The sequence below is a fragment of the Klebsiella sp. CSG-1 genome (assembly GCF_056521145.1).
In genome coordinates, this window is sequence record NZ_JBWNLD010000001.1 from 18,561 (window position 1) to 40,746 (window position 22,186).

The 22,186-nt window shown below is 52.4% G+C and carries 43 protein-coding genes and 1 tRNA gene; 18 read left to right on the forward strand and 26 right to left on the reverse strand.

The window, feature by feature from the left end; all coding sequences use genetic code 11:
- Positions 1 to 4: 4 nt before the first annotated feature.
- Genes AC007G_RS00120 through AC007G_RS00130 form a run of 3 tightly spaced genes read right to left on the reverse strand, consistent with a single transcriptional unit; the run spans position 5 to position 2,637 of the window.
- Entirely contained in the window at positions 5 to 1,477 is a 1,473-nt protein-coding gene (locus AC007G_RS00120; protein ID WP_479466505.1) for a phage terminase large subunit family protein, read from the reverse strand.
- Positions 1,464 to 1,943, reverse strand: a complete 480-nt coding sequence (locus AC007G_RS00125) for a DUF2280 domain-containing protein (protein WP_479466506.1) — start codon at positions 1,941 to 1,943, stop codon at positions 1,464 to 1,466. The genes AC007G_RS00120 and AC007G_RS00125 overlap by 14 nt, the downstream gene beginning before the upstream one ends.
- A 31-nt stretch (positions 1,944 to 1,974) precedes the next feature.
- Positions 1,975 to 2,637, reverse strand: a complete 663-nt coding sequence (locus AC007G_RS00130) for a putative metallopeptidase (protein WP_479466507.1) — start codon at positions 2,635 to 2,637, stop codon at positions 1,975 to 1,977.
- 58 nt (positions 2,638 to 2,695) lie between these two features.
- Here AC007G_RS00130 and AC007G_RS00135 point away from each other — a divergent pair, with 58 nt between their 5' ends.
- Positions 2,696 to 3,061: a hypothetical protein gene (locus tag AC007G_RS00135; RefSeq protein ID WP_479466508.1), complete on the forward strand. Its 366-nt coding sequence runs from the start codon at positions 2,696 to 2,698 to the stop codon at positions 3,059 to 3,061.
- Positions 3,051 to 3,284, forward strand: coding sequence for a hypothetical protein (locus tag AC007G_RS00140; protein ID WP_270530148.1), 234 nt, complete (start codon positions 3,051 to 3,053; stop codon positions 3,282 to 3,284). Before AC007G_RS00135 ends, AC007G_RS00140 begins: the two co-directional genes overlap by 11 nt.
- Before the next feature lie 146 nt (positions 3,285 to 3,430).
- On the opposite strand, the gene AC007G_RS00145 is transcribed toward AC007G_RS00140, so the two are convergent.
- From AC007G_RS00145 to AC007G_RS00255, 23 genes are all read right to left on the reverse strand, one after another.
- Positions 3,431 to 3,685: a hypothetical protein gene (locus AC007G_RS00145; protein WP_479466509.1), complete on the reverse strand. Its 255-nt coding sequence runs from the start codon at positions 3,683 to 3,685 to the stop codon at positions 3,431 to 3,433.
- Positions 3,686 to 3,825: 140 nt separating this feature from the next.
- Positions 3,826 to 4,308: a lysis protein gene (locus tag AC007G_RS00150; RefSeq protein ID WP_479466510.1), complete on the reverse strand. Its 483-nt coding sequence runs from the start codon at positions 4,306 to 4,308 to the stop codon at positions 3,826 to 3,828.
- Positions 4,305 to 4,511 (reverse strand): DUF7940 domain-containing protein, encoded by a 207-nt coding sequence (locus tag AC007G_RS00155; protein ID WP_479466511.1) that lies wholly within the window; start codon positions 4,509 to 4,511, stop codon positions 4,305 to 4,307. The genes AC007G_RS00150 and AC007G_RS00155 overlap by 4 nt, the downstream gene beginning before the upstream one ends.
- Entirely contained in the window at positions 4,508 to 4,984 is a 477-nt protein-coding gene (locus AC007G_RS00160; RefSeq protein ID WP_479466547.1) for a glycoside hydrolase family 24 protein, read from the reverse strand. Before AC007G_RS00160 ends, AC007G_RS00155 begins: the two co-directional genes overlap by 4 nt.
- A complete protein-coding gene (locus AC007G_RS00165) occupies positions 4,968 to 5,291 on the reverse strand; it encodes a phage holin, lambda family (RefSeq protein ID WP_479466512.1) in 324 nt (107 codons plus the stop codon). Before AC007G_RS00165 ends, AC007G_RS00160 begins: the two co-directional genes overlap by 17 nt.
- 573 nt (positions 5,292 to 5,864) lie before the next feature.
- Positions 5,865 to 5,939: transfer RNA gene (locus AC007G_RS00170), tRNA-Asn, on the reverse strand.
- A gap of 103 nt (positions 5,940 to 6,042) precedes the next feature.
- Positions 6,043 to 6,732, reverse strand: coding sequence for a bacteriophage antitermination protein Q (locus AC007G_RS00175; RefSeq protein ID WP_479466513.1), 690 nt, complete (start codon positions 6,730 to 6,732; stop codon positions 6,043 to 6,045).
- On the reverse strand, positions 6,729 to 6,869 hold the full coding sequence (locus tag AC007G_RS00180) for a YlcG family protein (RefSeq protein ID WP_479466514.1): 141 nt from the start codon (positions 6,867 to 6,869) through the stop codon (positions 6,729 to 6,731). The genes AC007G_RS00175 and AC007G_RS00180 overlap by 4 nt, the downstream gene beginning before the upstream one ends.
- On the reverse strand, positions 6,866 to 7,228 hold the full coding sequence (gene rusA / locus AC007G_RS00185) for a crossover junction endodeoxyribonuclease RusA (RefSeq protein ID WP_479466515.1): 363 nt from the start codon (positions 7,226 to 7,228) through the stop codon (positions 6,866 to 6,868). The genes AC007G_RS00180 and rusA overlap by 4 nt, the downstream gene beginning before the upstream one ends.
- Positions 7,225 to 7,515: a DUF1364 domain-containing protein gene (locus AC007G_RS00190; RefSeq protein WP_479466516.1), complete on the reverse strand. Its 291-nt coding sequence runs from the start codon at positions 7,513 to 7,515 to the stop codon at positions 7,225 to 7,227. Before AC007G_RS00190 ends, rusA begins: the two co-directional genes overlap by 4 nt.
- Positions 7,508 to 7,678, reverse strand: coding sequence for a NinE family protein (locus AC007G_RS00195; RefSeq protein ID WP_479466517.1), 171 nt, complete (start codon positions 7,676 to 7,678; stop codon positions 7,508 to 7,510). Before AC007G_RS00195 ends, AC007G_RS00190 begins: the two co-directional genes overlap by 8 nt.
- Positions 7,671 to 8,120 (reverse strand): recombination protein NinB, encoded by a 450-nt coding sequence (locus tag AC007G_RS00200; protein WP_479466518.1) that lies wholly within the window; start codon positions 8,118 to 8,120, stop codon positions 7,671 to 7,673. The genes AC007G_RS00195 and AC007G_RS00200 overlap by 8 nt, the downstream gene beginning before the upstream one ends.
- Positions 8,121 to 8,379: 259 nt before the next feature.
- Positions 8,380 to 8,619, reverse strand: coding sequence for a hypothetical protein (locus AC007G_RS00205; protein ID WP_124042982.1), 240 nt, complete (start codon positions 8,617 to 8,619; stop codon positions 8,380 to 8,382).
- Complete coding sequence (locus AC007G_RS00210; protein WP_479466519.1) at positions 8,612 to 9,667, reverse strand: DUF551 domain-containing protein; 1,056 nt, start codon at positions 9,665 to 9,667, stop codon at positions 8,612 to 8,614. The genes AC007G_RS00205 and AC007G_RS00210 overlap by 8 nt, the downstream gene beginning before the upstream one ends.
- Positions 9,660 to 9,830 (reverse strand): SEC-C metal-binding domain-containing protein, encoded by a 171-nt coding sequence (locus tag AC007G_RS00215; RefSeq protein WP_206640698.1) that lies wholly within the window; start codon positions 9,828 to 9,830, stop codon positions 9,660 to 9,662. The genes AC007G_RS00210 and AC007G_RS00215 overlap by 8 nt, the downstream gene beginning before the upstream one ends.
- A complete protein-coding gene (locus AC007G_RS00220) occupies positions 9,830 to 10,336 on the reverse strand; it encodes a hypothetical protein (protein ID WP_479466520.1) in 507 nt (168 codons plus the stop codon). Before AC007G_RS00220 ends, AC007G_RS00215 begins: the two co-directional genes overlap by 1 nt.
- 90 nt (positions 10,337 to 10,426) lie before the next feature.
- Positions 10,427 to 10,702: a DUF4752 family protein gene (locus AC007G_RS00225; RefSeq protein WP_040221870.1), complete on the reverse strand. Its 276-nt coding sequence runs from the start codon at positions 10,700 to 10,702 to the stop codon at positions 10,427 to 10,429.
- Positions 10,699 to 11,319, reverse strand: a complete 621-nt coding sequence (locus tag AC007G_RS00230) for a hypothetical protein (protein ID WP_479466521.1) — start codon at positions 11,317 to 11,319, stop codon at positions 10,699 to 10,701. Before AC007G_RS00230 ends, AC007G_RS00225 begins: the two co-directional genes overlap by 4 nt.
- The gene (locus tag AC007G_RS00235) at positions 11,316 to 11,609 is read right to left on the reverse strand and encodes a protein ren (RefSeq protein WP_047684986.1); all 294 of its coding nucleotides are present in this window, start codon (positions 11,607 to 11,609) and stop codon (positions 11,316 to 11,318) included. Before AC007G_RS00235 ends, AC007G_RS00230 begins: the two co-directional genes overlap by 4 nt.
- Complete coding sequence (locus tag AC007G_RS00240; protein ID WP_479466522.1) at positions 11,606 to 12,460, reverse strand: ATP-binding protein; 855 nt, start codon at positions 12,458 to 12,460, stop codon at positions 11,606 to 11,608. The genes AC007G_RS00235 and AC007G_RS00240 overlap by 4 nt, the downstream gene beginning before the upstream one ends.
- Before the next feature lie 2 nt (positions 12,461 to 12,462).
- Positions 12,463 to 13,317, reverse strand: coding sequence for a replication protein (locus AC007G_RS00245; RefSeq protein ID WP_479466523.1), 855 nt, complete (start codon positions 13,315 to 13,317; stop codon positions 12,463 to 12,465).
- A 332-nt stretch (positions 13,318 to 13,649) separates the two neighbouring features.
- Positions 13,650 to 13,970: a CII family transcriptional regulator gene (locus tag AC007G_RS00250; protein WP_004177098.1), complete on the reverse strand. Its 321-nt coding sequence runs from the start codon at positions 13,968 to 13,970 to the stop codon at positions 13,650 to 13,652.
- Between the two features lie 18 nt (positions 13,971 to 13,988).
- Entirely contained in the window at positions 13,989 to 14,222 is a 234-nt protein-coding gene (locus tag AC007G_RS00255; RefSeq protein ID WP_004177099.1) for a helix-turn-helix domain-containing protein, read from the reverse strand.
- A gap of 40 nt (positions 14,223 to 14,262) precedes the next feature.
- Here AC007G_RS00255 and AC007G_RS00260 point away from each other — a divergent pair, with 40 nt between their 5' ends.
- The 16 genes from AC007G_RS00260 to AC007G_RS00335 all read left to right on the forward strand — a co-directional run bounded on the left by AC007G_RS00260 (position 14,263) and on the right by AC007G_RS00335 (position 22,055).
- Positions 14,263 to 15,015, forward strand: coding sequence for a LexA family protein (locus AC007G_RS00260; RefSeq protein ID WP_110275682.1), 753 nt, complete (start codon positions 14,263 to 14,265; stop codon positions 15,013 to 15,015).
- A gap of 347 nt (positions 15,016 to 15,362) precedes the next feature.
- Positions 15,363 to 15,473 (forward strand): hypothetical protein, encoded by a 111-nt coding sequence (locus AC007G_RS00265; RefSeq protein WP_004201106.1) that lies wholly within the window; start codon positions 15,363 to 15,365, stop codon positions 15,471 to 15,473.
- On the forward strand, positions 15,466 to 15,660 hold the full coding sequence (locus AC007G_RS00270; protein ID WP_479466524.1) for a hypothetical protein: 195 nt from the start codon (positions 15,466 to 15,468) through the stop codon (positions 15,658 to 15,660). The genes AC007G_RS00265 and AC007G_RS00270 overlap by 8 nt, the downstream gene beginning before the upstream one ends.
- Before the next feature lie 89 nt (positions 15,661 to 15,749).
- Complete coding sequence (locus AC007G_RS00275; RefSeq protein WP_064368021.1) at positions 15,750 to 16,145, forward strand: hypothetical protein; 396 nt, start codon at positions 15,750 to 15,752, stop codon at positions 16,143 to 16,145.
- On the forward strand, positions 16,139 to 16,294 hold the full coding sequence (locus AC007G_RS00280) for a hypothetical protein (RefSeq protein ID WP_281957750.1): 156 nt from the start codon (positions 16,139 to 16,141) through the stop codon (positions 16,292 to 16,294). Before AC007G_RS00275 ends, AC007G_RS00280 begins: the two co-directional genes overlap by 7 nt.
- On the forward strand, positions 16,278 to 16,937 hold the full coding sequence (gene exoX / locus AC007G_RS00285; protein WP_213796950.1) for an exodeoxyribonuclease X: 660 nt from the start codon (positions 16,278 to 16,280) through the stop codon (positions 16,935 to 16,937). The genes AC007G_RS00280 and exoX overlap by 17 nt, the downstream gene beginning before the upstream one ends.
- A gap of 1 nt (position 16,938) precedes the next feature.
- Positions 16,939 to 17,607 (forward strand): DEAD/DEAH box helicase family protein, encoded by a 669-nt coding sequence (locus AC007G_RS00290; protein WP_064368017.1) that lies wholly within the window; start codon positions 16,939 to 16,941, stop codon positions 17,605 to 17,607.
- An 11-nt stretch (positions 17,608 to 17,618) separates the two neighbouring features.
- The gene (locus AC007G_RS00295) at positions 17,619 to 18,323 is read left to right on the forward strand and encodes a single stranded DNA-binding domain-containing protein (protein WP_447823316.1); all 705 of its coding nucleotides are present in this window, start codon (positions 17,619 to 17,621) and stop codon (positions 18,321 to 18,323) included.
- A 14-nt stretch (positions 18,324 to 18,337) separates the two neighbouring features.
- Positions 18,338 to 18,496, forward strand: coding sequence for a DUF1317 family protein (locus AC007G_RS00300; RefSeq protein ID WP_447823317.1), 159 nt, complete (start codon positions 18,338 to 18,340; stop codon positions 18,494 to 18,496).
- Entirely contained in the window at positions 18,493 to 19,020 is a 528-nt protein-coding gene (locus AC007G_RS00305) for a phage N-6-adenine-methyltransferase (protein ID WP_101134817.1), read from the forward strand. Before AC007G_RS00300 ends, AC007G_RS00305 begins: the two co-directional genes overlap by 4 nt.
- Complete coding sequence (locus AC007G_RS00310) at positions 19,017 to 19,787, forward strand: hypothetical protein (protein ID WP_048757297.1); 771 nt, start codon at positions 19,017 to 19,019, stop codon at positions 19,785 to 19,787. Before AC007G_RS00305 ends, AC007G_RS00310 begins: the two co-directional genes overlap by 4 nt.
- Positions 19,784 to 20,002 (forward strand): hypothetical protein, encoded by a 219-nt coding sequence (locus AC007G_RS00315; protein WP_047684452.1) that lies wholly within the window; start codon positions 19,784 to 19,786, stop codon positions 20,000 to 20,002. The genes AC007G_RS00310 and AC007G_RS00315 overlap by 4 nt, the downstream gene beginning before the upstream one ends.
- Before the next feature lies 1 nt (position 20,003).
- Positions 20,004 to 20,222, forward strand: a complete 219-nt coding sequence (locus AC007G_RS00320) for a TraR/DksA family transcriptional regulator (protein ID WP_064357416.1) — start codon at positions 20,004 to 20,006, stop codon at positions 20,220 to 20,222.
- Entirely contained in the window at positions 20,222 to 20,461 is a 240-nt protein-coding gene (locus AC007G_RS00325) for a DUF4222 domain-containing protein (protein WP_479466525.1), read from the forward strand. The genes AC007G_RS00320 and AC007G_RS00325 overlap by 1 nt, the downstream gene beginning before the upstream one ends.
- Positions 20,462 to 20,474: 13 nt before the next feature.
- Positions 20,475 to 20,723 (forward strand): excisionase family protein, encoded by a 249-nt coding sequence (locus AC007G_RS00330; RefSeq protein ID WP_015584784.1) that lies wholly within the window; start codon positions 20,475 to 20,477, stop codon positions 20,721 to 20,723.
- 42 nt (positions 20,724 to 20,765) lie between these two features.
- Entirely contained in the window at positions 20,766 to 22,055 is a 1,290-nt protein-coding gene (locus AC007G_RS00335; protein ID WP_047684446.1) for a tyrosine-type recombinase/integrase, read from the forward strand.
- Positions 22,056 to 22,186 lie beyond the last annotated feature (131 nt).

Sequence of the window (22,186 nt, forward strand, 5' to 3'; positions counted from 1 at the left end):
TCCGTCAGCGCGAACGCACCAACATGCCGATTGATTGTGGCTCTGATAATTCGGTGAGTGCATACACAGCGGCATCAAGCCGGTCCGGCGATTTCTTTGCGGTAGTTGGCACGTATTCCATGAACTGGTTTTCCACCTCGTAGAGGCTGCCACGGTGGGCGACGCGCCCCTGTGCATACAGTGCCGATATAGGCTCTGCGCGGGCATACTTGCCTTTGCTGGCATGCACCCTGATAACGCGCCCGGTAAACCCGGCGTTTCGGAGTGTGTCCTCAGCCATATCGCCGCCCTGGTTTGTCTCAATGACGATCGCGTCAGCTTCATGCTGCTTATAAGCATCAATGGCTTTCGTCGCCCATCCGTTGGGTGAATATTTGCCGCTGTAGTCAGCATCAAGGCTGTACTGCCGCTCATCACCACTACCGTAAACACTCGCAACAGCAATGCCTGATTCGTCACTCTCTTCGCTATTTGTGGCCTGTGGGTCGATTGCCACGACCGTACGGGTCAGCTCCTGGGTGATCCGCATAGCGTGTGCGGCGCTGATCATCTCCTCGTTCCACAGCGCGCCCTCCGCATTGAAGCGTTTCGGGTTCTGCATGTACTGAGCTTCGGCGGTGCGCCGGTGAGAGAACAGGGATACACGGTGCGATTCGTTATGCTTAAACGGCCATAGCCAGCCATCAGGCAGGCCGTGGTCAATCGGGATAGCGTGGGTGTTTTCCGGATATGTTTCTTCGTAACTGCGACTGCTATCGATAATCACCGGCAGATTCAGGTGATGCCACTTTTCCCCACTCCCGCCGCGCAACAGATAGCCGCTCAGGTCGTGGTAGTGAATACGCTGCATGATGACAATCATCGGCGTCGTCTCGATCGCCAGTCGTGATTTGATTGTCTCGTTAAAGCGGTTGTTGACTCCGTTACGAACGATATCTGAATAAGCATCGTCAGGCTTAACGGGGTCATCGATAATCAGCGCGCCCTGCCAGCCAGGCTCCATATGCCCGGCGCGAAAGCCTGTAACCTGCCCCGCAGCTGACGACGCGTAGACTCCACCGCCATGCTCGTTCCACCACATCGCCTTACTGTCGGCATCGTCTCGCAACTCCATCGGCCACATTGCCTGATAGAGCTTTGACTTAATCATGCCGCGCGCAGTTGAGGAATTCAGCAACGCGAGGTTGTGCGAATAGGATAGGTGCATGAAACGGGCGCGCTTATTCAGCGCTAACCCCCGGCCCATCATGTTGATGGTAGCCAGCTCTGTCTTGGTGTAGCCTGGCGGAACGTTGATAACCAGCCGCGTAATCTCGCCGCTGATAACTCGATCGAGCGCCCGCTGTATCGCCAGGTGGTGCGGCGCGATGATCATCTTGCCGCCGGTGCGCTGCTTGAAGAAATAACGGGAGTAATAAAGCCCGTCCTCTTCACACTCTATCTTGCGGGCAAAGTTCCGCTGCTCAACAGTCGTCATCCTCCAGCATCTCCTGTCGAGCTTTCTTGTATTCATCCTTCGTCAGGGTGGTCGATTCGATCGGGCCACCATTAGCGCCGGTGTGCTCCACTTTCTGCCTGTTGGTATATGCGTCGCCAACCTCTTTTGCCGCCTGCTCCAGTAACTGAGCCGTCATGCCGAGATTTTTCATACCTTCGGCATTCGTCGACATTCGCTGCAGGACGCGCAGGCGATAGGCCTTGTTGGCGATCGGGATGTCGGAAATTTCGTTGAGGAAGCGGTTGCGGGCTGCATTGAACAGGTCAACCCATTTTTTGGCGAGCGTCTTTCCGCTGACCTTTGTCGGGTCGTGAGTTTCGACCTGCTGCCGGGTGATGGCAATGCCAAAATCTTTCTGGACAGCCTCGACTACCTGAGAAGGGGTGTCATAGCATGCAAGCATTTGAATGATGAAGGCTTTCACTTCTGGTTTTAGCGCAGCCATGTTTCACCATCCGTCCAGTACAGTCCAATAATTAAGCCAGTTTCAGCATGCACGTCGCGCACGCTCTGGCAACATCGATGTGAGCAACCTCCGCCGGCCTGTTCGCCGCATCCACCATTTCCTGCACGTCTTTGCTGGCGCCGTAACGCCGGACCACTCCAACGAACTCTTCGACGTCGTGGCCACGAAGTTTCAGCACCGGCATCCCGGTTTCTTTGTTGAACTTCGGCGCGCCAAACTCATCGGTAGCCTGGGCTATGTGGTAAAGCTCATGTTCAACTAGCGCGCAGAACTCCAGATCGTTGCATTGCTCGCAATAGTCGGCAGCCAGGGTGATGATGAACTTCGGTATGCGACCGAACCATTCATGCATCTGCTGCTCCATTCTGGCCTTCTGCCAGCCGCCGGCGCGCATCATTACCTGCTCACACTGACCCAACACAATGCGGCCACTTTTGGCGAATGAGCTAGATGCCCACATAAAAGCGATGTCAGCGCATGCGAGATGCTCGTGGTCTGAATTATGTAACGCCCCACATTCCGATATGATTTTATCGCCGACCCAGCCGTAAACTTCATTCGCTGATATAATGCCTATGTGGGGGGAGTGCGAATAACTGTTGGTGAAGTTTAGGGGTGGAAACGGTCTATGAGATGGGCTGCTGCCTTTCTCTTGAAAATCATCAAGATCCATTAATCACCTCGAAATACTCATTACTTATCAATTACAAATGCCATCATAAGGATACGCAATGACAGCTAGCATTGTTTTTGACGGTTGCCGCAATGTTAAAATCGGGAGCCTGCGCGCTTCAAATGGTGGGGGGGTTAGCATAACGAGCAGCTCCGATATTGATATCGGTCATTTGGGAATGTATCGAAATGAAGGCACGTTAATCGATAGCAGTGAAAGAATTACCATCGAGAAAGGGCGTCATGTCGATGTTGAAAAACCATTCACCATCAAAAAAAGTAAAAAAGTAAAGATTAAAAAGAACAAGGCCACCAACTCTACATCTAGAAAAAGTGGATCCATCACCCAGAAACCAAATCAAGGCTTTATGCCAAGACAAAAAATTTTAACTAACTTAATAAGGGCCATTTTATATGGATACTAAACCACCCATGTTCGACATTGAGGACTCTGAAGATATCGAGCTCGAAGACAACGAAACTGATTCATCTCAGTTGGTTAAAGCTAAACGCACTGGCAAAATCAAAGCAAAGGGAAACAAAGCTGGCTTAACCAAAGACACAATAAGAAAAGCTATCTTTATCGGATTGACCGTTACCATCATTGGCGGTCTGATTGTTGCTTATATAACAAAGAACTATATGTGATTTATATGGTAATTATCTTCTTGTAAGACTCACACAAATCAAGCACACAGGATAGTTTTCCCTGATCATCAGCTTCACCTTAGCTAATAATGCCCACAGAATGCCAGACACAAAAAACCCGCCGAAGCGGGTTTTTGTCGTTCAAATCACCATTGCAAGTCGACAGAGTCTTTATACGACCGGAGTTGGATAAACTCCCTGGCTATGCTTGAAATGCTTTGGGCAATGAACTGCTCCTGGCTCAGGCTGCCTCCCTCATACTGAGAGATGATTGGCTTCAGTTCCTCGCAAGCCTTTGCCATTAGTTTGATATTTTCCAGAGTAGTATTGAAGTCTAAACCATCTTTGACCAGCAACTGGTTGCCAGCAAAAAACGCTTCGACTTTCTTAGGTATTTCCATAAAAAACCCTCCATTTTCAGATCAATCCTATCTGCAAAAAAGAGGATTGTGAACTACCGGTAATGGTAACCCTTAAAAAATATGATGTTTATTTTGTTCTGGCATTATCGAGCCGCCTCGGAAAGTAGCTCTGTAATGCCTTACTTCAGGCACTGCGTGCGGATGTAATCCTGCAGATAATTCACTTGCCCGGTAATGATGACGATTCGTTCTCTGAGGGTGAAATAATCCCGTTGAGCGGAGTCTGTAAGTCGGGGGCCGGAAGCATCGCCCATGCCGCCGGTGCCGGCCGCTCCGTTCGCGGGGCATTTTGCGTTGACGCGCAACCCACACTTGCCAGAGCTAACGCAACGCTGCAGATCATCAAGCGGAGATTTCGCATCGGCTAACTCCTTCGTGTATTTGGCATCCAGTGCAGCTACGTCACGCTGGCGGGTTGTCATGTCGGTGATGGTGTCGTTCGCCAGGTTTAGTTTTTGCTCGGCGCCATCAGCGCGGCTTGCTTCATGCTCAGCCTTTTCCTTGTAATGGCTGGCCGCGATAGCCAGCGCACCAATCAGCACAACAATGAGAGTAGGAAGCCAGAACTTTTTCACCAGCGCCAGAATGGCTTCGGCAGTCATTGCTGCTTACTCTGGCTAACCAAGCGACCAACAACGCCACAGGCAGCAATCACCGCTGTAATGGCGCCCATCGTACCCGGTGGAATTGAGGCTTTAAGGTCCGGCGGCAGTTCTGCCCACACAGTAGGGATTACCCCGGCCAGCACCAGCGCATGCATGGAGAACCAGCGCCAGGCGCTTTTCCAGTCATCAACGAGTTTCATGATTTAACTTCCGCCACGTAGCCGCCAGCGGCTTTGAATTTGGCAATGAGGTTATCGGCTTTGTGCTCAAACTGTCCGTAACCAGCGCCCGGGAGGGAGGCCCAGATATTGCTGCAGCGATCGATGGCCTGCCGGATGTTCCCGCTGTCGATAAGCGGGATGGCTCCACGCTCTTTAATCTGCTGCAGCGCTACCGCATCCTGACTGGTAGGAGAGAAGTCTTTCAACCCAAGTTGTTTACGGTATGCATCCCACCATCGGGCCAGGAGCTGATACCGGCCGGCGGCCGTTGACTTCAGTTTGGGGTTTAGCGTGACAAGTTTGCGGGGGTGGTCGGCGTAGCTGCTGAATAACGAGCCACCAACAATCACGTCATAGCCGCGGTTCTTTGTTGGCTGCCCTGACTTGTCCGTGCCTTCAGACCAGGCGAGCATATCCAGAAACGCTTTACGCTGCTTATTGAGTTCCAGCATCATCTACCCCTGCCTTTCTGGTGGCGAATTTCTTAATCAGGTTGCCGATCGAGTCGGTACCGATATAACCGATGAACACGCTGGAGATGTAAGCGAGGTTGCTACTCAGACCAATAAAGTCGAGAATGTCCCGGACGAACCAGGCGATCATGGCGCACATGACCGCATCTATAAGCGTCTTAGCCATGGCGCCACCGTTATAGCGGCCCCGTAAATACGCCATGATGAAAGCCAGTATTGCGCCGACACCCTGCTCCTTAGCTGCCAGCAGAGCGGCGATAAAATCTTGTTTGTAGGGCATTCGCATAAGCCTCACCTCCGTTGATGACGGATGGCGCTGTGTGAAGAGAGAAAGGCCGCCAGATGGATTTACGACAACACACAGAGTGAGTGACGTTCTGGCGGCACAAATAAAAAACCCGCTCAAGGCGGGAAGAAATACCAAGGGTAAATAATGACGGCGCGGTAGCCGTAAGGGTCCCAAGGTAGAGGGATAGGTTGTGGTGAAGGTTGCGAAGCCTTTGCGGATTTCCACCGAATTTTCGCGCGAATTGGCGTGGGAATTTTACCCACTACCTACACTTCCGTCTGCTCGCCTGTTTGCCAGAAGTGACGGCCTCTTAGAGGGGAGTCTCAAAACCGGTAGCACCGGTAATACACCACAACGGAAAGAGCACTGAGCGCTGCATTGTGGCTCTATCTCAGCTGCGCCGACTGCAGTCCCGATATGACTAACCCCTGAGAGGGTATTTGCCAATTACTTTTAGGCTCGGTCAATGCTCTTACCTGTTATGGGCTCCGTTTCGTGGAGCAACGGCTGGCGATCAACTCAGCACCCGGGGAGGACTTATTTTAGGCGAGAATGCCCGTGCTCCATATCTGGCGGGACAGGAAGGATTCGAACCTTCGACCATTCGGTTAACAGCCGAACGCACAACCGCTGTGCTTCTGACCCAGAAACGACAAAGCCCCGACGTTTCCGCCAGGGCTCTTTTTATTTTTTATGCCGCCACTTAAAGTTAAGGCAGCATATCAAAGTAGACTCAAATATGACGCATTTAATCTACTTTTGCAATACTCTGCTGCGAAAATGTCGATTTTTGTTCCGAACGTGTTTTTGTTAAGGAAAGCAATGCATCACGATCAAGCTGACTAAACACCGCGAGCATGGCCTCCCAATGGGCGGTAAACGTCTTGGACCAGTTTTTCACCTCTACATCCACCATTGCCGCCAGGTCGCCATATTGATACTGGTCTCGCCCAGCCAGCCCCGCTTTCGCATCCTGCGCCGCCAACCAGATAAGCTGACGCAGGCGCTCAACCGTTTTCTTTGCGATGCGCACGCCGGCCAGTTGCTGGCTGAACTGCTCCCACGCCCACCGGGTTATCGTTTCCTGGTGCTCCCAACGGATATTGTCGCTGTAGTTCCAGAGCAACCATGCCTTCTGGTGGTCGTCGAGCGACAGTAGCGCCCGACGCCAGGATGCCGTGGAATACTCGACAGGCAGCACCAGGGCAATCGCCGAACCTTTGGCGCGCGACTGGCTACCGGCCATCGGGGGGCTATCAGGATTGACCATGCGCTTTTTCTGGGGGTCATAAACTTTTTTACGTCCGCGGCTGCGCGCCGACGCCTCAAACATCGCGTTTTCCGCAAAGGCTATCAGTTGCCCTTTCGTCGCTCCACTCAGATCTGCAGTAGCAACTATCAGCTGCTCGCGCACGTACTGGAGGTATTGAGTATTCATGCTGTCTCTCCCAGGGTCTGATAGATGCGAACGAAATTTCTCAGTATGCGGTAGTCAACCAGCACGGTGCCACGGCTACGCAAGAGGCGGAGCTTTATCCAGCGGTCGCGGATGCGTTCGATAAGGTCACGGCTCATGCTGCCTCCATTTCGGTAATGGTCAGCTCAAGCCGCCCACCTTTGATGACAGGCATTCTCTTCACGCTGTAGTAGTCAACCTGCTGGTCATCGAGCCAGAACCCCGATTTCGTCAGCGCGTCGAATGCGGCCTTTTGCAGGTTGTCCAGGTCACGGCGCCGGCGATCCGGCATGTGGCACTCAATACGGATTCTCAGTGGCGTGGAAAGGCCGATATCCAGCATTGAGTCTTTGATGATTCTGGCTACGTTGTCGCGGTACGCCTGCCCTTCCGCACTAATGTGCGTGCGCCCCCGGTTATGCCGGTAGTAGCGGTTGTTGCTCGGTGGCCATGGGAGACTGATACGATATTCATTCATGCTTTTACGAGCCCCTCTTTCAGCCAGATAACCTGCGTGCGGGCCATACCCTCCAGAGCGCACTCCTTAGCATATTCCGCGTCTACCAGGTGAGTTCGACGGTCGATTTCGTCATGGCATGATGAGCATGCGATAGTGGCGATCAGGTCTGGCGGCTTGATGCCGGTGCCGCATAACCCAGCGATGCGAATATGGGCCAGAACAGTGGTTTCCGGATTTCCATTGCAGATGCCGGGTATGCGGACCTGGCACTCACGCCCGCGAGCAGCTTTGCGTAAATCAGCCATGGTTTTTCCTCCGGGCAGCGTGGCGCAGCCAGCGGACATCCGCCAGGTGGGCCGTATAGTGAAAGGTTGGGATGTCGGAAGGCTTTACTTCGACTTTGCGCCGGCGGCGCGCAGGAACGCGGAAGATTGAGCGCTCCATTACTTTGGCGAGGGGACTATGCATGGGATTCTCCCCAGCGCTTGGCCCATTCGATTTCAATACAGGACTTTTCGCTGAACTTGACGCCCTGTTGTGTGCCGAACCAGTAGATCGCCTCGATGACTTCCACCATCTCTCTGACTGTCATTTTGCTGGTACGCTGACCGAACATCACAACGCCGCCATCAAGACCAGGCGCCATGCGCTGCTCTTGTTTTTTTGACTTGGCCACCAGGGCAGTGATGAGGTCTTTCCAGTCATCGGAGTCGTATTTGTTACCGAACCAGACAACCTGATCTGACAGGTCTTTCAGGAGCGGCCACATTTTCTTGTTTTGTTCGAGAGTGCGCGTCATCTCCTTGATATCGAGGATCAGCGGGCGCTTGGCATCCACTGGCAACTCTCGAATGAAATTGATGGCGTTCTGTTTGATAACGTCGTTGACGAGGTGGAATTGCTGTTTCACGCTTCACCTCCTGAGAGGTCAAACGCAGAATGCAGAAAATCGCCGGTGACGGACGCCATCGGTGACAGGAATTGCTTTAAGGTTTTGTGCGCCATGTGTCCCCACTTGGCGCCGGGGTAAAGTTGTCAGTTGTCCAGACTGACCAGGTAATTATCGCCCTTCCCGGGGATAAAAGCAAAATGAGCATATACGATAAAACCCCTCAGGAGAGGGGTTTGATTTCAACTGGAGGCTTTGCGTTCTGCGGGGGATTTAGGCATCAGTCGTCATCCTCGTCCCAATCGTCATCTTCCTCATCCTCGTCGTCATCGCAGGAATCGAGCAGCGGATTCATGCGCCGCCCTACCTGGCAGGCGTACCCGCGGCGCCCGAGGTTGTGCAGCACGCCGTAGATTTCGAACATTTCGGTTCGCTCATCACCAATATCAAGCTCACAGGCCAGCGTGTGGCATTCAGTAGCGAGCGCCGATATCTTCTGAAGCAATTCGACCTTATTCACCTTTCACCTCCTGCGGGGCGGCTGGCAGCGGCATCCAGTGGGTTATTTCATGGCTCTGAAACTGCGCCTGCAGTTCGCTTTTGATAAACCACACGGGCCCTTGCCTTTTGCTCTCACTCCACCACCCCCAATAATTGCCGTCCGTTTCCGGCATCCGTTCGCTTACCGGAATCCATTCCGGAATTACCGGAGAGTTGCCAGGTTCAAACCCTTTCGCCCAATCTACGCCAATCCACATCGGAGATTTGCTGCAGCGCGACTCGGCTGTTTTTGGTAAAGAATCCAGAACTGGCGCGGCTTTGGTGCTGCAGCGCGACACATCCTGCATCACCTGCACATTTTCGTTGCTCCTGCAGTTATTCGGTTCTCCTGCACTTTTTTGGAGTTCCTGCAGCATGGCGGCGCGGCAGGCGTTCCAGCCCACAACGATAAATAGCGCATTCTGCGGGGTGGTTTGATATTCCTTCGCTATTGATGCCAGACTTTTGGTCATTTCATCCGGCACTACTGGCGCTGTCTGCGCTGGTGATGCCTCACGATAAACAGGAATATACCCAGGACCAGCGTCCTCACTGCCAGCCTCGCCATCAACCACCCCGCGAGCCAGATATGCATCATTGAGCCAGGCTATTGGCTCACGTTCTGTTTCCGGAGCTGGCTGCGCGTGGCGATAGAGCGGGATAATGTTTCTGGCCTGACCTTCATCAACAGCCCATTCGGGCGGTGCTTCGCGTTCAATGACGCGATTAAAGTTTTGTGGTCCTTCGCAGGTAATGCAGGATGCCCATTCGTAGTCCCACGCTACCGGCGCGGCAGGCGTGGACGCAGGTCGAGGGTCAGCATATATTGGCATTGGCTCGCTGTATTCGGCGAGTTTCGGGTCACCTGCGTGCAGGAGGTAGCCTTTGTACGTCATGTACGCCACTGGCTCGCTGTCCATTGCGGCCAGCGCCATGCCGTCGATAATTGCTTGCAGCCTTTCTGCCTCCCTTTTCCAGGCGGCCCATGATTTTGGATTTTTATCTATAGTTTCAATTTCATCAGACATTTTTTATCCCCTTGAACATATCGCACTGGCAATTTTTAGCTTTCCGCCCGCTACCACACGGGCATTTTTGATTACGTAATTCACCGGGAACGATTTTTACCATAGAGCGCTTACGCTCCTCTTCTCGCTCCATATCGCGTAAAACCAATCTCCAGTCGCGCATCACTCAGCCTCCCACTTGATGCCAGCGGCGCTAAGCGCTTCATTGACCTCATCGGCGTAGTAGTACGTTAATCCGCTTGATGATTTGGCCAGTTTGAATGGCTCTGGCATCTTCACGGTGCGAGACTCCAGCTCGGCGATGCGCTCATCCCGCTTAGAAATCAGCACCAAATATGCCTGCCGCTCTGCCTCCGTGAGATTAGCGTGCCGCTGCGCATTCTCCAGCGCCTCTACCAGCTCAGCATTTCGGGATTCAGCCTCCTTCAGTTTTTTTGTCAACCGGTCGTGACCATCAACAATTTTCGAAACCTGGCTGACCATATGCTCTTCTGCGCGCTCTACAGCATCACACAACGCTCTGGTACTAACGACGCGCTTACCGGATTCACAGAGAGCATGCAGTGGTGTAAAAAACTCACGACGCGCCATCCGGGCGGCGACGATAATCAAAATATTCCCCGACTCGCGGGCAGATTCTGGTGTCAGTTCGGTGATATCAGTTGTCATGCGGCATCCTCGCATTCGTGACTTTCCGGATCGTCTGCTTTGTAATAACCGCCGCAAAAGGCGCAGAGAACATCAGGAACATCGTCATAGTTAGTAGTCCCGGTTATCATTTGTCGTCCCCTCGCTGCGGAACATCATGATTGTCAGGTCGCCTTTAGTGGCCAGGCGAACGGTAGAGCCAGGTTCCAGACTGTTAAGCTCAAAGGCGTCATAAAACTCATTCACAGCTTTCTGGCGGCGAGATTCCTTACGACGCTTGTCCCACTGCCTCAGGGCATTTTTTGTAATCCACTGGCCTGTTTTAACCATGATGTATGCCCACCCCAGAATGGCTAAACCGGTATTGAGATAAGTGGCGATGCTCATTTGTCGGCCCCCTCGCGCAACTGGGCACGAAACGCCTTTCTTGCCAATTCAACTACGTCGAGAACCTCTGACTTCATCCAGTACGCGTCGCGCTCATAACTCGGATCGCCTCGATACATAGTGTCTATGGCTGTAATTTCCGCATCCAGCCACTCAATGACTTCAGACTGCGCATCAGCCTTAATCCCGGCTACGATGCGATCGGTTGCGGGGGTTTTGACATTTGGGCGATACTCAGTGTCAGGAGTCTGCATCCATCCCACCACCCAATCCCTGGTGTAATAGGTGCCATCATTGGTGCGGTAATCGTATGAATATTCCTCTGGCAACGCCTTCAGAGCTGCGTACTCACCATTTTTTAACTTGGCAATAAACCACTCGCTTGCGTAAAAGCCATGCAGAGGGCGCCCATCTTGCAGAGTGCATACCGAAGAATTTATCAGCGCCGAATTATCTGCCGCCAGCGCCCGCACCTGCTCATTCAGCCCCACATTCTCCGCCGCCAGCTGCTGGTAAGCTTTCGCCAGCGCCATAACCTTTGTCTCTCTGATCGACAGCTCGCCTGCGCTCTCCAGGGAGGCGATGAGCTCGTTTACAGCCTGTAATGTGATAGTCATGCTGATGCTCTCCCGTAAACAGCCAGTACCCGCTTCATCGCCGGGCTTTGCCGACACTCGTTGAAAATCTGATTGGTGCTCTTCCTGCCTGAAATTTCTTCTTCCGTGGCCAGCCGGTAGTAAACCGTCCGCCACACCCGAGCTTCAGCTACCAGCACCCCCTGCTTTGCCAGGATATTTGCAGCCTGGTTGATGCAGGTATGCGTCATTCCTGAAGCCGCGGCGACATCTGGAGAACTGCAGGTTTTATGCGTTTTCAGGTAGTTCAGAATTGCGTCTTTTCCAGTCATGACCGGTTCTCCCGATAGCTGTCCCAGGTAAACGAAATCGTGCAGCCGCCGCCGTCGTTCATGCGGTCGATGACGCGCTCACCGATAAACTGCGTCAGCTCATCCTTCGGGAGGTTGCTGATCAGGATCGTGGGCTTCAGCTTTTCGTAACGGGTGTTGATGATTTCAAACATGATCATCTTCTCGGCTTCGCTGCCAAACTGCACACCAACCTCATCGACAATCAGAAGGTCTGGCTTCGTGAAGTAGCGGATCACCTCATCCTCAGTGCGCGTGGCTGTTTTTGACCAGGTCGATTTAAACTCCCGGGCAATCTTCAGCGCCGTCGTGAAAATGACTGAGCTTTGGTGGTGCTCAATCACATGGCGGGCAATGGCCAGCGCAAGGTGGTTTTTACCGGTACCAGGCTTGCCACACATAACCAACCCACCGCCCTGCTGGAGGCGATCAGTCCATTTCGATGCGTAGGCCTGGCAGACCCGTAATGCTCGCTCAGAATCCTTCCCAGCAGGCTTGTAGCTGTCCAGAGTGCACGTGGAGAATCGCTCTGGTATGTCCAGCTGGCGAAGCAGCCTTTCTGCAGTTTGCTGGCGAACTCGCTTATCCCAGCGAACCTTTTCATCCTTCAGAAAATTCAGTTCGTCTTGCAGGCAGCCCGGGCAGCGTGTCGGCGGTGATGGCAGATTGATGATGCTGCTGCTGGTCAGGATCCGCTTGCGCTGCTCATACTCGCCATGCTTTTCGCAACAGACGCGCTCGATAACCACCTCGCAATTCGGGATGTCTTCCGGTGGCTTACTCAGCTGATCAAGCATCCGCTCAATGGCAGTGATTTTTTCTTCCAGTTCCATGATCAGTCCCTCGCCCATGATGGGATTTCAGTCTGCCCGTAATCCTTCCCTGAGAAATTTTCGGCAACTCGCACCTGTTGACTTGGTTGAGGCTTGGCACCATTTGGCTCAAACAGGCCTTGCCAGCCATTGGCGATGCTGCGGTTGATAATTTCTTCGGGCGAGTAACCGTTCAGTCTGCAGCGGTCCAGCAGGTTGATAGCCTGGGTGACCGTCTGCTGAGACTTGATCGGCTTTTTCAGGTCGCGACGATATGCCACCCATGACGACCAGATTTCTGCAGAAAGCCAGTCAGGCAACTGAACAGCTAACGCATCGAACGAAACCTCCCGGGGGGATTTAGGGGGGTTATTAATATTGTCTTTATTGTCTTTTGTATGTTTGTCTTTTGTGTTTACCTGATTCGGGTAATAGGCGTTACCTGATTCGGGTAAACTTTTCTTACCTGATTCGGGTAATGTTACCTTTTTCAGGTAAGGTCTCTTTTCTGTACCTTTTACGGGTAAAGATGACCATTCGCTGACCGTTTTATTAATCCCGATAACACGACCGGTTTGAGTTAATATCCCCCGCTTAACCAGGACGCTTTTTGCAGCTGAGCACTTATGCGGGAGAATGCCGGTCAGCTCCGAGAGCTGCTCGTTACTGACCCAGTCAGATTTCTTGTTGAAGCCGTATGTTTTGCGCATGACAGCCATGAACACCAAAAGCTGATGCTGCGACAGACCCGCACGCATGACAGCTTCAAGGAGCTCATTGGCGATGCGCGTAAACCCATCGTCGAGATCTGCCACGCGCAGCTCCTGTAGTGCCACGACAGGCACAGGGAAATTGATTACTTCGGCAGTATTTGCCATAATTACTCCTGTGAATTGATCCAGTTAATTCGCGTAGAAAGCCGTTAGTGTTTGCCCACTGCGGCTTTCGCCTTTTTCAGAACAACCCCTGCTGCTTAACAGGCTTTGCCCTTTTCTTTTCGAACTTGTCAGACGGTAACGTCTGCTTCTCTGCCCACAGCTTTGCGTGACGTAACACATCATCAAAAATCCTCCCCTTACGACTGGCCTGGGACATGCGCTTGTACATATCGACTGCCTGGTATGCCCCCCCCCTGAGCCACTGCCTGGGTGAATCCCTGGCGCATCAGCTCTTCGCGGACGTTCTTCTCAATGAATTCGATGTGGTTCATTCAGTCCCACCCAAGCGGACCCGGGCGGCACCGCTCCGCACGCAAACCGATATCTGCCAGCGTTTCTACTGACTGCAGGTAGTGGCGGGAAACTACCACCGCCTCTGGCGGAACAACCTGCAGACCAAGCACGGACAACTCTTTTGCTATGTCAGCGAAATGCCCTTCCCCCTTTCTGCGACTGACTGTTGATTCACTGATCCCCAATATCTCCGCGTAAGCCTTCTGCCCGATGGATGAAAGGCGGTTGAGTAAAACCCCTTCCAGCTCAATCGGGTTGAGGATCGGCGGTTCTAAGTTGCGGGCTATTGCGCTTTGCATTTGTGATATTTCCTGTTGTTAAGCCGCGGAACATCGCGGACGTGAAAAAACAAGGCTCTCTTTGGAAACGGGTTGGTAATGGCTAAACCCTTTGGTGGCCTCTTCTATTGCCTCTGCCTTCTCAGGCGATGCCCGACGATTTCCATAGGCGATTTGATCCAGATAACCAACGGTTGTGTTTGCCAGTTTTGCCAACTGGGCCCACTCGCCTGTGCTGGCATCTTTTCGCCAGCGTAAAAGTTCATTACTCATGGGACCTCCCCGTGACTTATTTAAAATGGAGTTTAGCGTTATGCTAAATACTAAGCAAGAAAGATTTAGCAATTTGCATATTTATCATTCTGCTAAAAATGACAAAAATGAGCAGATGGAAAGTAAAGAGATTAGAAAAGCGAATCTGGAGAACTTGATCGAACAGCAGCGTGTAGATGTGGGCCTGAACAAGGCTCAATTTGCAGAACTTATCGATACAAGCCCAGCAGCGCTGAGTCAGCTGATAGGTGAAAAACCTCATAGAAACATCGGCGATAAAATGGCTCGTAAAATTGAATCTGCACTCAATCTGCCTTTCGGCTGGATGGATACGTTGCATGCCAAAGAGAACCACACGAACGTAACATTCAGATCAGTAAATACCCCTCAGGGGAGCTACCCTGTGATCAGTTGGGTTAGTGCCGGACAGTGGATGGAAGCTGTGGAGCCTTATCACCGAAGAGCGATAGATCGCTGGTATGAAACAACCGTCGAATGCTCTGACGACTCATTCTGGTTAGATGTCCACGGCGATTCGATGACATCCCCTGTCGGCCTTAGCATCCCTGAAGGCGCTGCTATTCTGGTTGATCCTGAAGTAGAGCCTATTAACGGGAAATTGGTTGTGGCCAAGCTGGAAGGCGATAATGAAGCCACTTTCAAAAAGTTAGTAATTGATGCTGGAAGGCGCTTCCTGAAGCCCTTAAACCCACAGTATCCGATGATTGAAATCAACGGAAACTGTAGGATTGTAGGGGTTGTAGTCGATGCTAAGATATTGAATATTCCCTGATAATACCCCTTTAACAAACCCGCTCCGGCGGGTTTTTTTATGCCTAAAAACTCCCCATTACACCTCATCAAAAAATTAAACCCTAAGTAAATCAAAATGCTAAATACCATATAGCGATAATTTAGCATTTTGCTATTGCCATTTATTTAGCATCGCGCTAAATTTACTCCATCCAAACAACACCGGCAACGCCGTGGTGAAGTCAAAACGTCCCGTTAGCCGCGATAAGGCAAAGGTGAAGAGATGATCCGCGAAGAAGACAAGCCTGCATGGCGTAATTTTTGGTTAAAGGTCGTTCCGTTTTTGGTTGCAGTCGTAGCTGTCAGCGTTCAGTGCTGGGGTGGTAAATGAGCAAACAAGGCATTCGTTCACTGATTTACTGCCTGCTGATCTGCGGCGTTATCTGGACAGCGTTGATTATCAAAATTCTGCACGTTACGGGGGTGTTCAATGGCTAACTCAATTCCTAACAGCGGACGCGCCGTGATGATGCGCAATAACCGCACCGGCGCCGCCTGGCTGGTCAGCTTCGACTACCGCGACGGCAGCTACTGGCACGAGCCACAAGGCAATTTGCGCCACATTCGCCGGCCATACGCATCACGAAGCGTTGAGCCAAACCTGGTGCCCGCCGGGACGCATTAACCCGCGCATATCAGCGCACGAATTTAACTGAGCTATCAGGCGGCTTTCATCGCGCCGGGGATTCTTACAACCTTTTTAAGGAGTAAACCATGCAACCATTACCGCGTTTAACTTCAGATCGTCTCGCTTCATTGCCTGCCGGCACTCGTCTGAAACTTGGCGGGCACATCGTGAAACTGGTAGGCCGCGGGTCATTCACTAACGCATCTGGCATCACCCAGACAATGGTCGATTACATCGACTCCCGCGGCGTGCAGGGCAGCTTTGAAGAAAAGATTTTCCTCTCTACCGCCACCGAACACCTGAATGCGGTTCAGTGCGAACACTGCTTCGCTCTGCGCCATCCGAAAGACTGCGTTGTGCGCTCTATCACCAACTACATGACAACCCGCCAGGCGCATTTCTGCGACGACAAAGGGTGTGCTGAGTTCTATTTCGCAAAGCATGCAAACCGTCAGAAATCATCCCGGAGAACAAGATGGTAAGCCAACAAAGCGGAATGATGGCGCTGGCCATGGTGATTATCGCCTACGACCTGCAGCCGGAAGACCTCGAACTGGCCGCCAACCAGCTGGCCGAATATGACGCAGTAACCGACGCAAACACGGAGATGAAAAATGTTGCGCGTGATTGATACCGAAACAACCAGCTTTGAAGGCGGCATCGTGGAGATAGCCAGCGTAGACATCGTTAACGGTGTCATCTGTAACCCGATGAGCGACCTGGTTCGCCCTCCAGAAGAGATTGGCTTTTCTGCCATGGCCATCCACCACATCACCGAAGACATGGTGGCTGATGCCCCGCTGATTTCTGACGTGATTGGTCGTTACCTTGGCGCCGATGTTTACGTGGCGCACAACGCCGCCTTCGACAAGGGCAAGTTACCGCAGATCGATGCCCCCTGGGTTTGCACGCTGAAACTGGCCCGTAAGCTCTATCCGGAACTGGAAAGCCACGGCAACCAGTATCTGCGCTACTGCCTTGGACTGAAACCAGAAGTGCCTGAAGGGCTGTATGCACACCGTGCGCTCTATGACTGCTACGTCACCGCTGAGCTGTTGATGTATATGGGCCGCGAGGCGCAGTGGACGATCCGCGAAATGCGCGAAATCTCCGCCAGTCCGTCCCTGCTCTACCGGATGCGCTTTGGTAAGCACAAGGGAAAAACCTTTGAAGAGGTGGCCACAGAAGACAAAGGCTATCTGCGCTGGCTCCTCGGGACTGATCTGGACGAAGACATGGAATTCACCGTCAAGCACTGGTTGAAAGGAGCCTGATATGGGAACGCCTGTACTCATCCTTGGCGACAGCGGCGCCGGAAAGTCATACAGCCTGCGCAACTTCACGCCTGACGAAGTGATTTTACTGCAATGCATACCGAAGATGCTGCCGTTCCGCGCCACTGGCTGGAAGCTCAACGGGAAAGAGTTACCAGATGGTTCTGTGCAGCGCGGAAACATCATCCGGTTTGATGCCTGGGATGCGGTGCTGGACTCCATTAACCGCATGGTTCTGTCGAAAAATCGCCGGATTCTCGTTATCGACGATTTTCAGGTCGTCATGCAGCACGAAAACATGATGCGTGCATACCAGACCGGGTATCAGAAGTTTACCGAAATGGCCGATCACGTCTGGCAAATCATCATGGCGGCAACACGCCTGCCGGATGACTTCCGGGTTTACTTCCTGGCTCACACAGAAGAGTCGGACGGGAAAATCAGGATGAAGACCACCGGCAAGATGCTGAACGAAAAGCTTACGCCAGAGGGTTACTTCTCCATCGTTCTGCGGGCCATCAAGAAGGACGGTAAGCACGTTTTTTTGATTAAGGGTGACGACAACGACACCGCCAAAGCTCCGCCGGACCTGTTTCCGGGGCTAACTGAAATGGATAACGACCTCAAAGCCGTTGATGTCGCTATCACCGAATTTATGACCGAATTATAAGGATTACGACCATGAACCAACCAATGTCTTTTGTATGGAACACCGAAGCAGCCAGCCTGGCAAAGAAAGCTGGCGCCACTGGTGGGATTAGCGAAACCGGCGCTTATGAGGGATTCATTACCTCAGCCATTTATACCTTCGGGAAGGATGGCAGTCAGTCACAGGCGCTTGAACTGAGCCTGGACAGTGACGGCGCCAAAGCCAACTACCTGCGCATCAACTACATCGGGAAAGATGGGCAGCAAACTTTTGGCATGGGGCTGATCTCTGCCCTCCTATGGGCTGCACAGGTAAAAAGCGCTCAGCCAGAACAAGTGCAAACCGAAAATGGTGTTGAGTGGCATTGCCCGGCGCTGGTCGGTAAGAAAGTTGGCCTGTTCCTGCAGAAGGTCCTGTACACCAAAGGCGACGGAACCGACGGCTATAAATTCGAAGTCCGCCACGTTTTCCAGCCTGGTTCGCGTCGCACTTATGCCGAATACAGTGAAAACGAAGCGGCAACCGCTATCGCGGCCCTTGAGAAGTCGATGAAAGATAAAGACGATCGCGCCCAGGGTAATCCTCAGTTTTCCGGTGGCGGACGCCAGCAGGCTGGCGCTAACCCTTACGCGCAAAACCCCAATGCGGTTCCGCAGTCCCGACTGCAGCAGGCGGCAAGCCAGCATGCGCAAAACATTCAGAACCCGCCAGATTTTGACGATGACATTCCGTTCTGAATGAGCATGTGAGCATGAAACACGCTCAGGACGATATCAGGGTTGGCGCGGTGCGCCTCCCCTTCCTTAAGTTAAAAAATGGCTGGCTAATGCCCTGGGGTGACGTGGTGAGTAACCCGTTAAAAGCTCAGAGGCTTGCAGAGAAGCTGGACACGAAAAGAGGTGCGCAATGACTGATTTCGGCGGATCAAAAACACCAAAAAATGAACGCGACTACTGGCAAACGCCGATTGAAATTTTCAATGCACTCGATCGCGAATTTGGCTTCTGGCTGGACGCTGCAGCCTCTGAGAGTAATGCGCTTTGCGCTCATTACCTCACTGAGCTGGATGACTCGCTGAACAGCGACTGGACGTCATACGGCGCGATCTGGTGTAACCCGCCCTATTCAGATATCGGGCCATGGGTGGAAAAGGCTGCCGAACAATCCAGAGCGCAGTCTCAGGCTGTAGTGATGCTGTTGCCGGCTGACATCTCTACCGGCTGGTTTATCTCGGCCATGCAGTCAGCTGATGAACTGAGGCTGATAACCGGCGGTCGCGTCCAGTTTGTTCCGGCATCCGTTACAGGCAAGCGCCAGAGCAACCCCAAAGGCTCGCTCCTTTTTATCTGGCGTCCGTTCATCAGTCCTCGACACATCATCACGTCCGTATCGCTGGCTGAGTTAAAGCGGATCGGCACTCTGGAGGCGGCATGAGCAAAGGAACCATTATCTGCCTGTGCGATATCACTGGCGTCATGGCTGAGCCGTGGGTTGAAGCAGGTTATCGCGCCGTTCTGGTGGACCCGCAGCACCCTGAAACTTCGATCGACGGTCCTGTTGAGCGCATATCGGCAACCATCCTTGAGGCGATGCCGCGGCTATCTCAGATCATCCGCTCTGAGGACGCCGTCATCGTCATCGGCTTCCCGCCATGCACGGACGTGGCTGTTTCCGGTTCCCGCTGGTTCGAGTCCAAGCGCGCCAAAGACCCGCATTTCCAGGGCAAGGCCGCGCTGGTCGCTGAGCAATGCCGGATGGTTGGCTTGGCAGCCGGTTGCCCGTGGGCATTCGAAAACCCGGTGAGCGTGTTCAGTAGCATCTTCGGTTCGGCAGATTACACGTTCCATCCGTACCAGTTCACTGGGCTGTGCGCGGATGACAACTACACGAAGCAGACCTGCCTCTGGACGGGTAACGGCTTCAAGGCGCCGGCAGAGAATATGCACCCGATGGTTGAAGCGGCTATCGACGCCGTGAGGCTGGCCTGCGGCCGGATGGCGCCGAAGAAGAAGGCAATCGAGGCCATCTCTGGAACATCTTTCGCCGGATTGGTGGCTGACTGGTATCCGGACAACCGAATTCACGAATGTCCGCCCAGCGACGAGCGCGCCAACATTCGCAGCGCAACTCCTCTTGGATTTGCAAAGGCGGTTTTCCTTTCTAATGCGCCCCACCTCAATAAGAAGCGGGAGGCAGCATGACGCCAGAAGAACAGAAAAATGCCCTGCGCAACGTTGCACGCAAAGCAAACGATGAGATTAAGGCGAAGAGGATGGCATCACCTGCTGTTAGTTGCGACGAAATATCACGGCCGATCCTTAACGGATGCATGTCGGTCATTAAGCAGCTCGGTTTAACACCAAGCCACCTCTATGTCGAAATCGGCATTTTGAACGGAAAGATAAAGGAGCGCTGATATGCCAGAAATCATCGATCAGGCCAACGAGCTGGCCGAGCTTCAGCGAGAAGCCGCCATTGCAAAGTGCCGCATCAACCATAACGCAGTATCGGCAACTCATTGTGTGGAGTGCGGCGATGAGATACCGGCGCGGCGCCGGGAACTGGTGGCTGGATGTCAGCGCTGTGCTGACTGTCAGGAGGAAGAGGAATTACGCGGTAAGCACCGGAGGCCGTGATGTTCAAACTGATACAGCGCGGACAGGTTTACGCCGACAGCCACGGATGGCCGGTAATTATCGCCGGCAGCGACGAGAAGACGGTTCGCTACTGGCGCCAGGGCCGGATTAACACGGCAAGCATTGATCGCTTTAACAATGATTTCGAACCGCTCTCTCACGAAGAGGCCCAGCAGATAAAGGCAGATCTGGAGCAGAGCGAGCACATTAAGAAGCTGCGCGCCCAGCGTGCAGCCTGATTCAGGAGGTTATATGAGCGACGTAATTCAACTGGTGCCCAACAAGTGGGTTACAGAAAAAAAACTCACAGAAATTACCGGTCTTCGTTCTGGAACAATTGAAAGAGCCAGAAAGAACTCCTGGTTCGTTGGCCGAGAATATATGCATGTATCACCTGATGGCGATCCAAACCCGAACAGCCAATGTATGTATAACCTGGAAGCGATAAATCAGTGGATAGAGCGCCAGTCGTCGAAACAGCCAGGTGCTCATTCATGCTGAAAGCGATATTCTTAACATGCTCTTGGGCGCTAGGGAGGAAGAATGGCCAAATCGTCATATCCAACTGGCGTTGAGAATCATGGCGGATCGCTTCGCATATGGTTCATTTATCAGGGCGTCAGGGTCAGAGAAAACCTTGGCGTTCCTGATACACCAAAAAACAGAAAGACGGCTGGCGAGCTAAGAAGCTCAGTATGTTTCGCAATCAAAATGGGTACCTTCAACTATGCCAGCCAGTTTCCTGAATCTCTTAACCTGAAAAAATTTGGAGTTGAGAAAAAGGAAATAACAGTAAAGGAAATTGCTGAGAAATGGCTTGAGCTCAAGCGGATTGAGATGAGCAGCAACGGATTTGTTGGCTATGAGTCCATTGTAAAAAACATGGTGCCACGGATCGGCGGGGACAGGTTCATTTCCTCAGTTAACAGAGAGGATTTGCTGCTGATAAGAAAGGAGCTTCTGACCGGGTGGAAGGTGCCTAAAAAAGGGCATAAACCATCAAAGGGAAGAACGGTACCCACTGTTAACAACTATATGACCACTATTTCAGGAATGTTCAGTTTTGCTGTAGCGAGTGGGTACACGGCAGAAAACCCGTTTAACGGTATATCAGCTTTGACAAGAAGTCGCCCAGATCCTGACCCTCTTTCGAGAGATGAGTTTCTGAGGCTTCTTGATAGCTGCAAGCACACTCAGATCAGGAACATCTGGGCCCTGGCAGTATACACCGGCATTCGTCATGGGGAGTTGGTTTCACTGGCCTGGGAGGATATCGACCTGAAAGCGGGAACGATGATGATCCGGAGGAACTTTACGCCTACAAATGAATTTACCATGCCAAAAACTAAAGCTGGAACGAACAGGGTTGTTTTCCTCATTGAACCAGCAATAGAAGCACTGCGCAGCCAGGCAGAGATGACAAGGTTTGGTAAGCAGCATGAAGTAGAAGTAAACCTACGGGAGTATGGGAGAAAGGAAAAGCACGAATGTACGTTTGTGTTTGATCCGCGACTAACCGGGCGAAACTACCTTGCAGGAGACCATTATGCAGTCGGGTCGATAAAGAAAATTTGGGATGCTCATATTAAGCGCGCCGGCCTTCGACACCGGAACGCTTATCAGACGAGGCACACTTATGCTTGCTGGTCTCTGTCAGCCGGAGCAAACCCGAACTTTATCGCAACGCAAATGGGGCATGCCGATGCACAGATGGTTTACAAGGTTTATGGAAAATGGATGGCGGAAAAAAACACGGAGCAGGTGGCGCTTTTGAACCAAAAACTATCTGATTTTGCCCCATCCCTGCCCCATGACATTGCATTGAATGGCTAATATATAGATATATCATTATGTTACATGTAGCCATGCTACATATTGATAACACAAGAGGCACGAAATGCGCTCGACCCGGTGCAAAGCTTGTGGTGTGATCCCTGTTCAATATATTAAACTAGGCCTCGCAA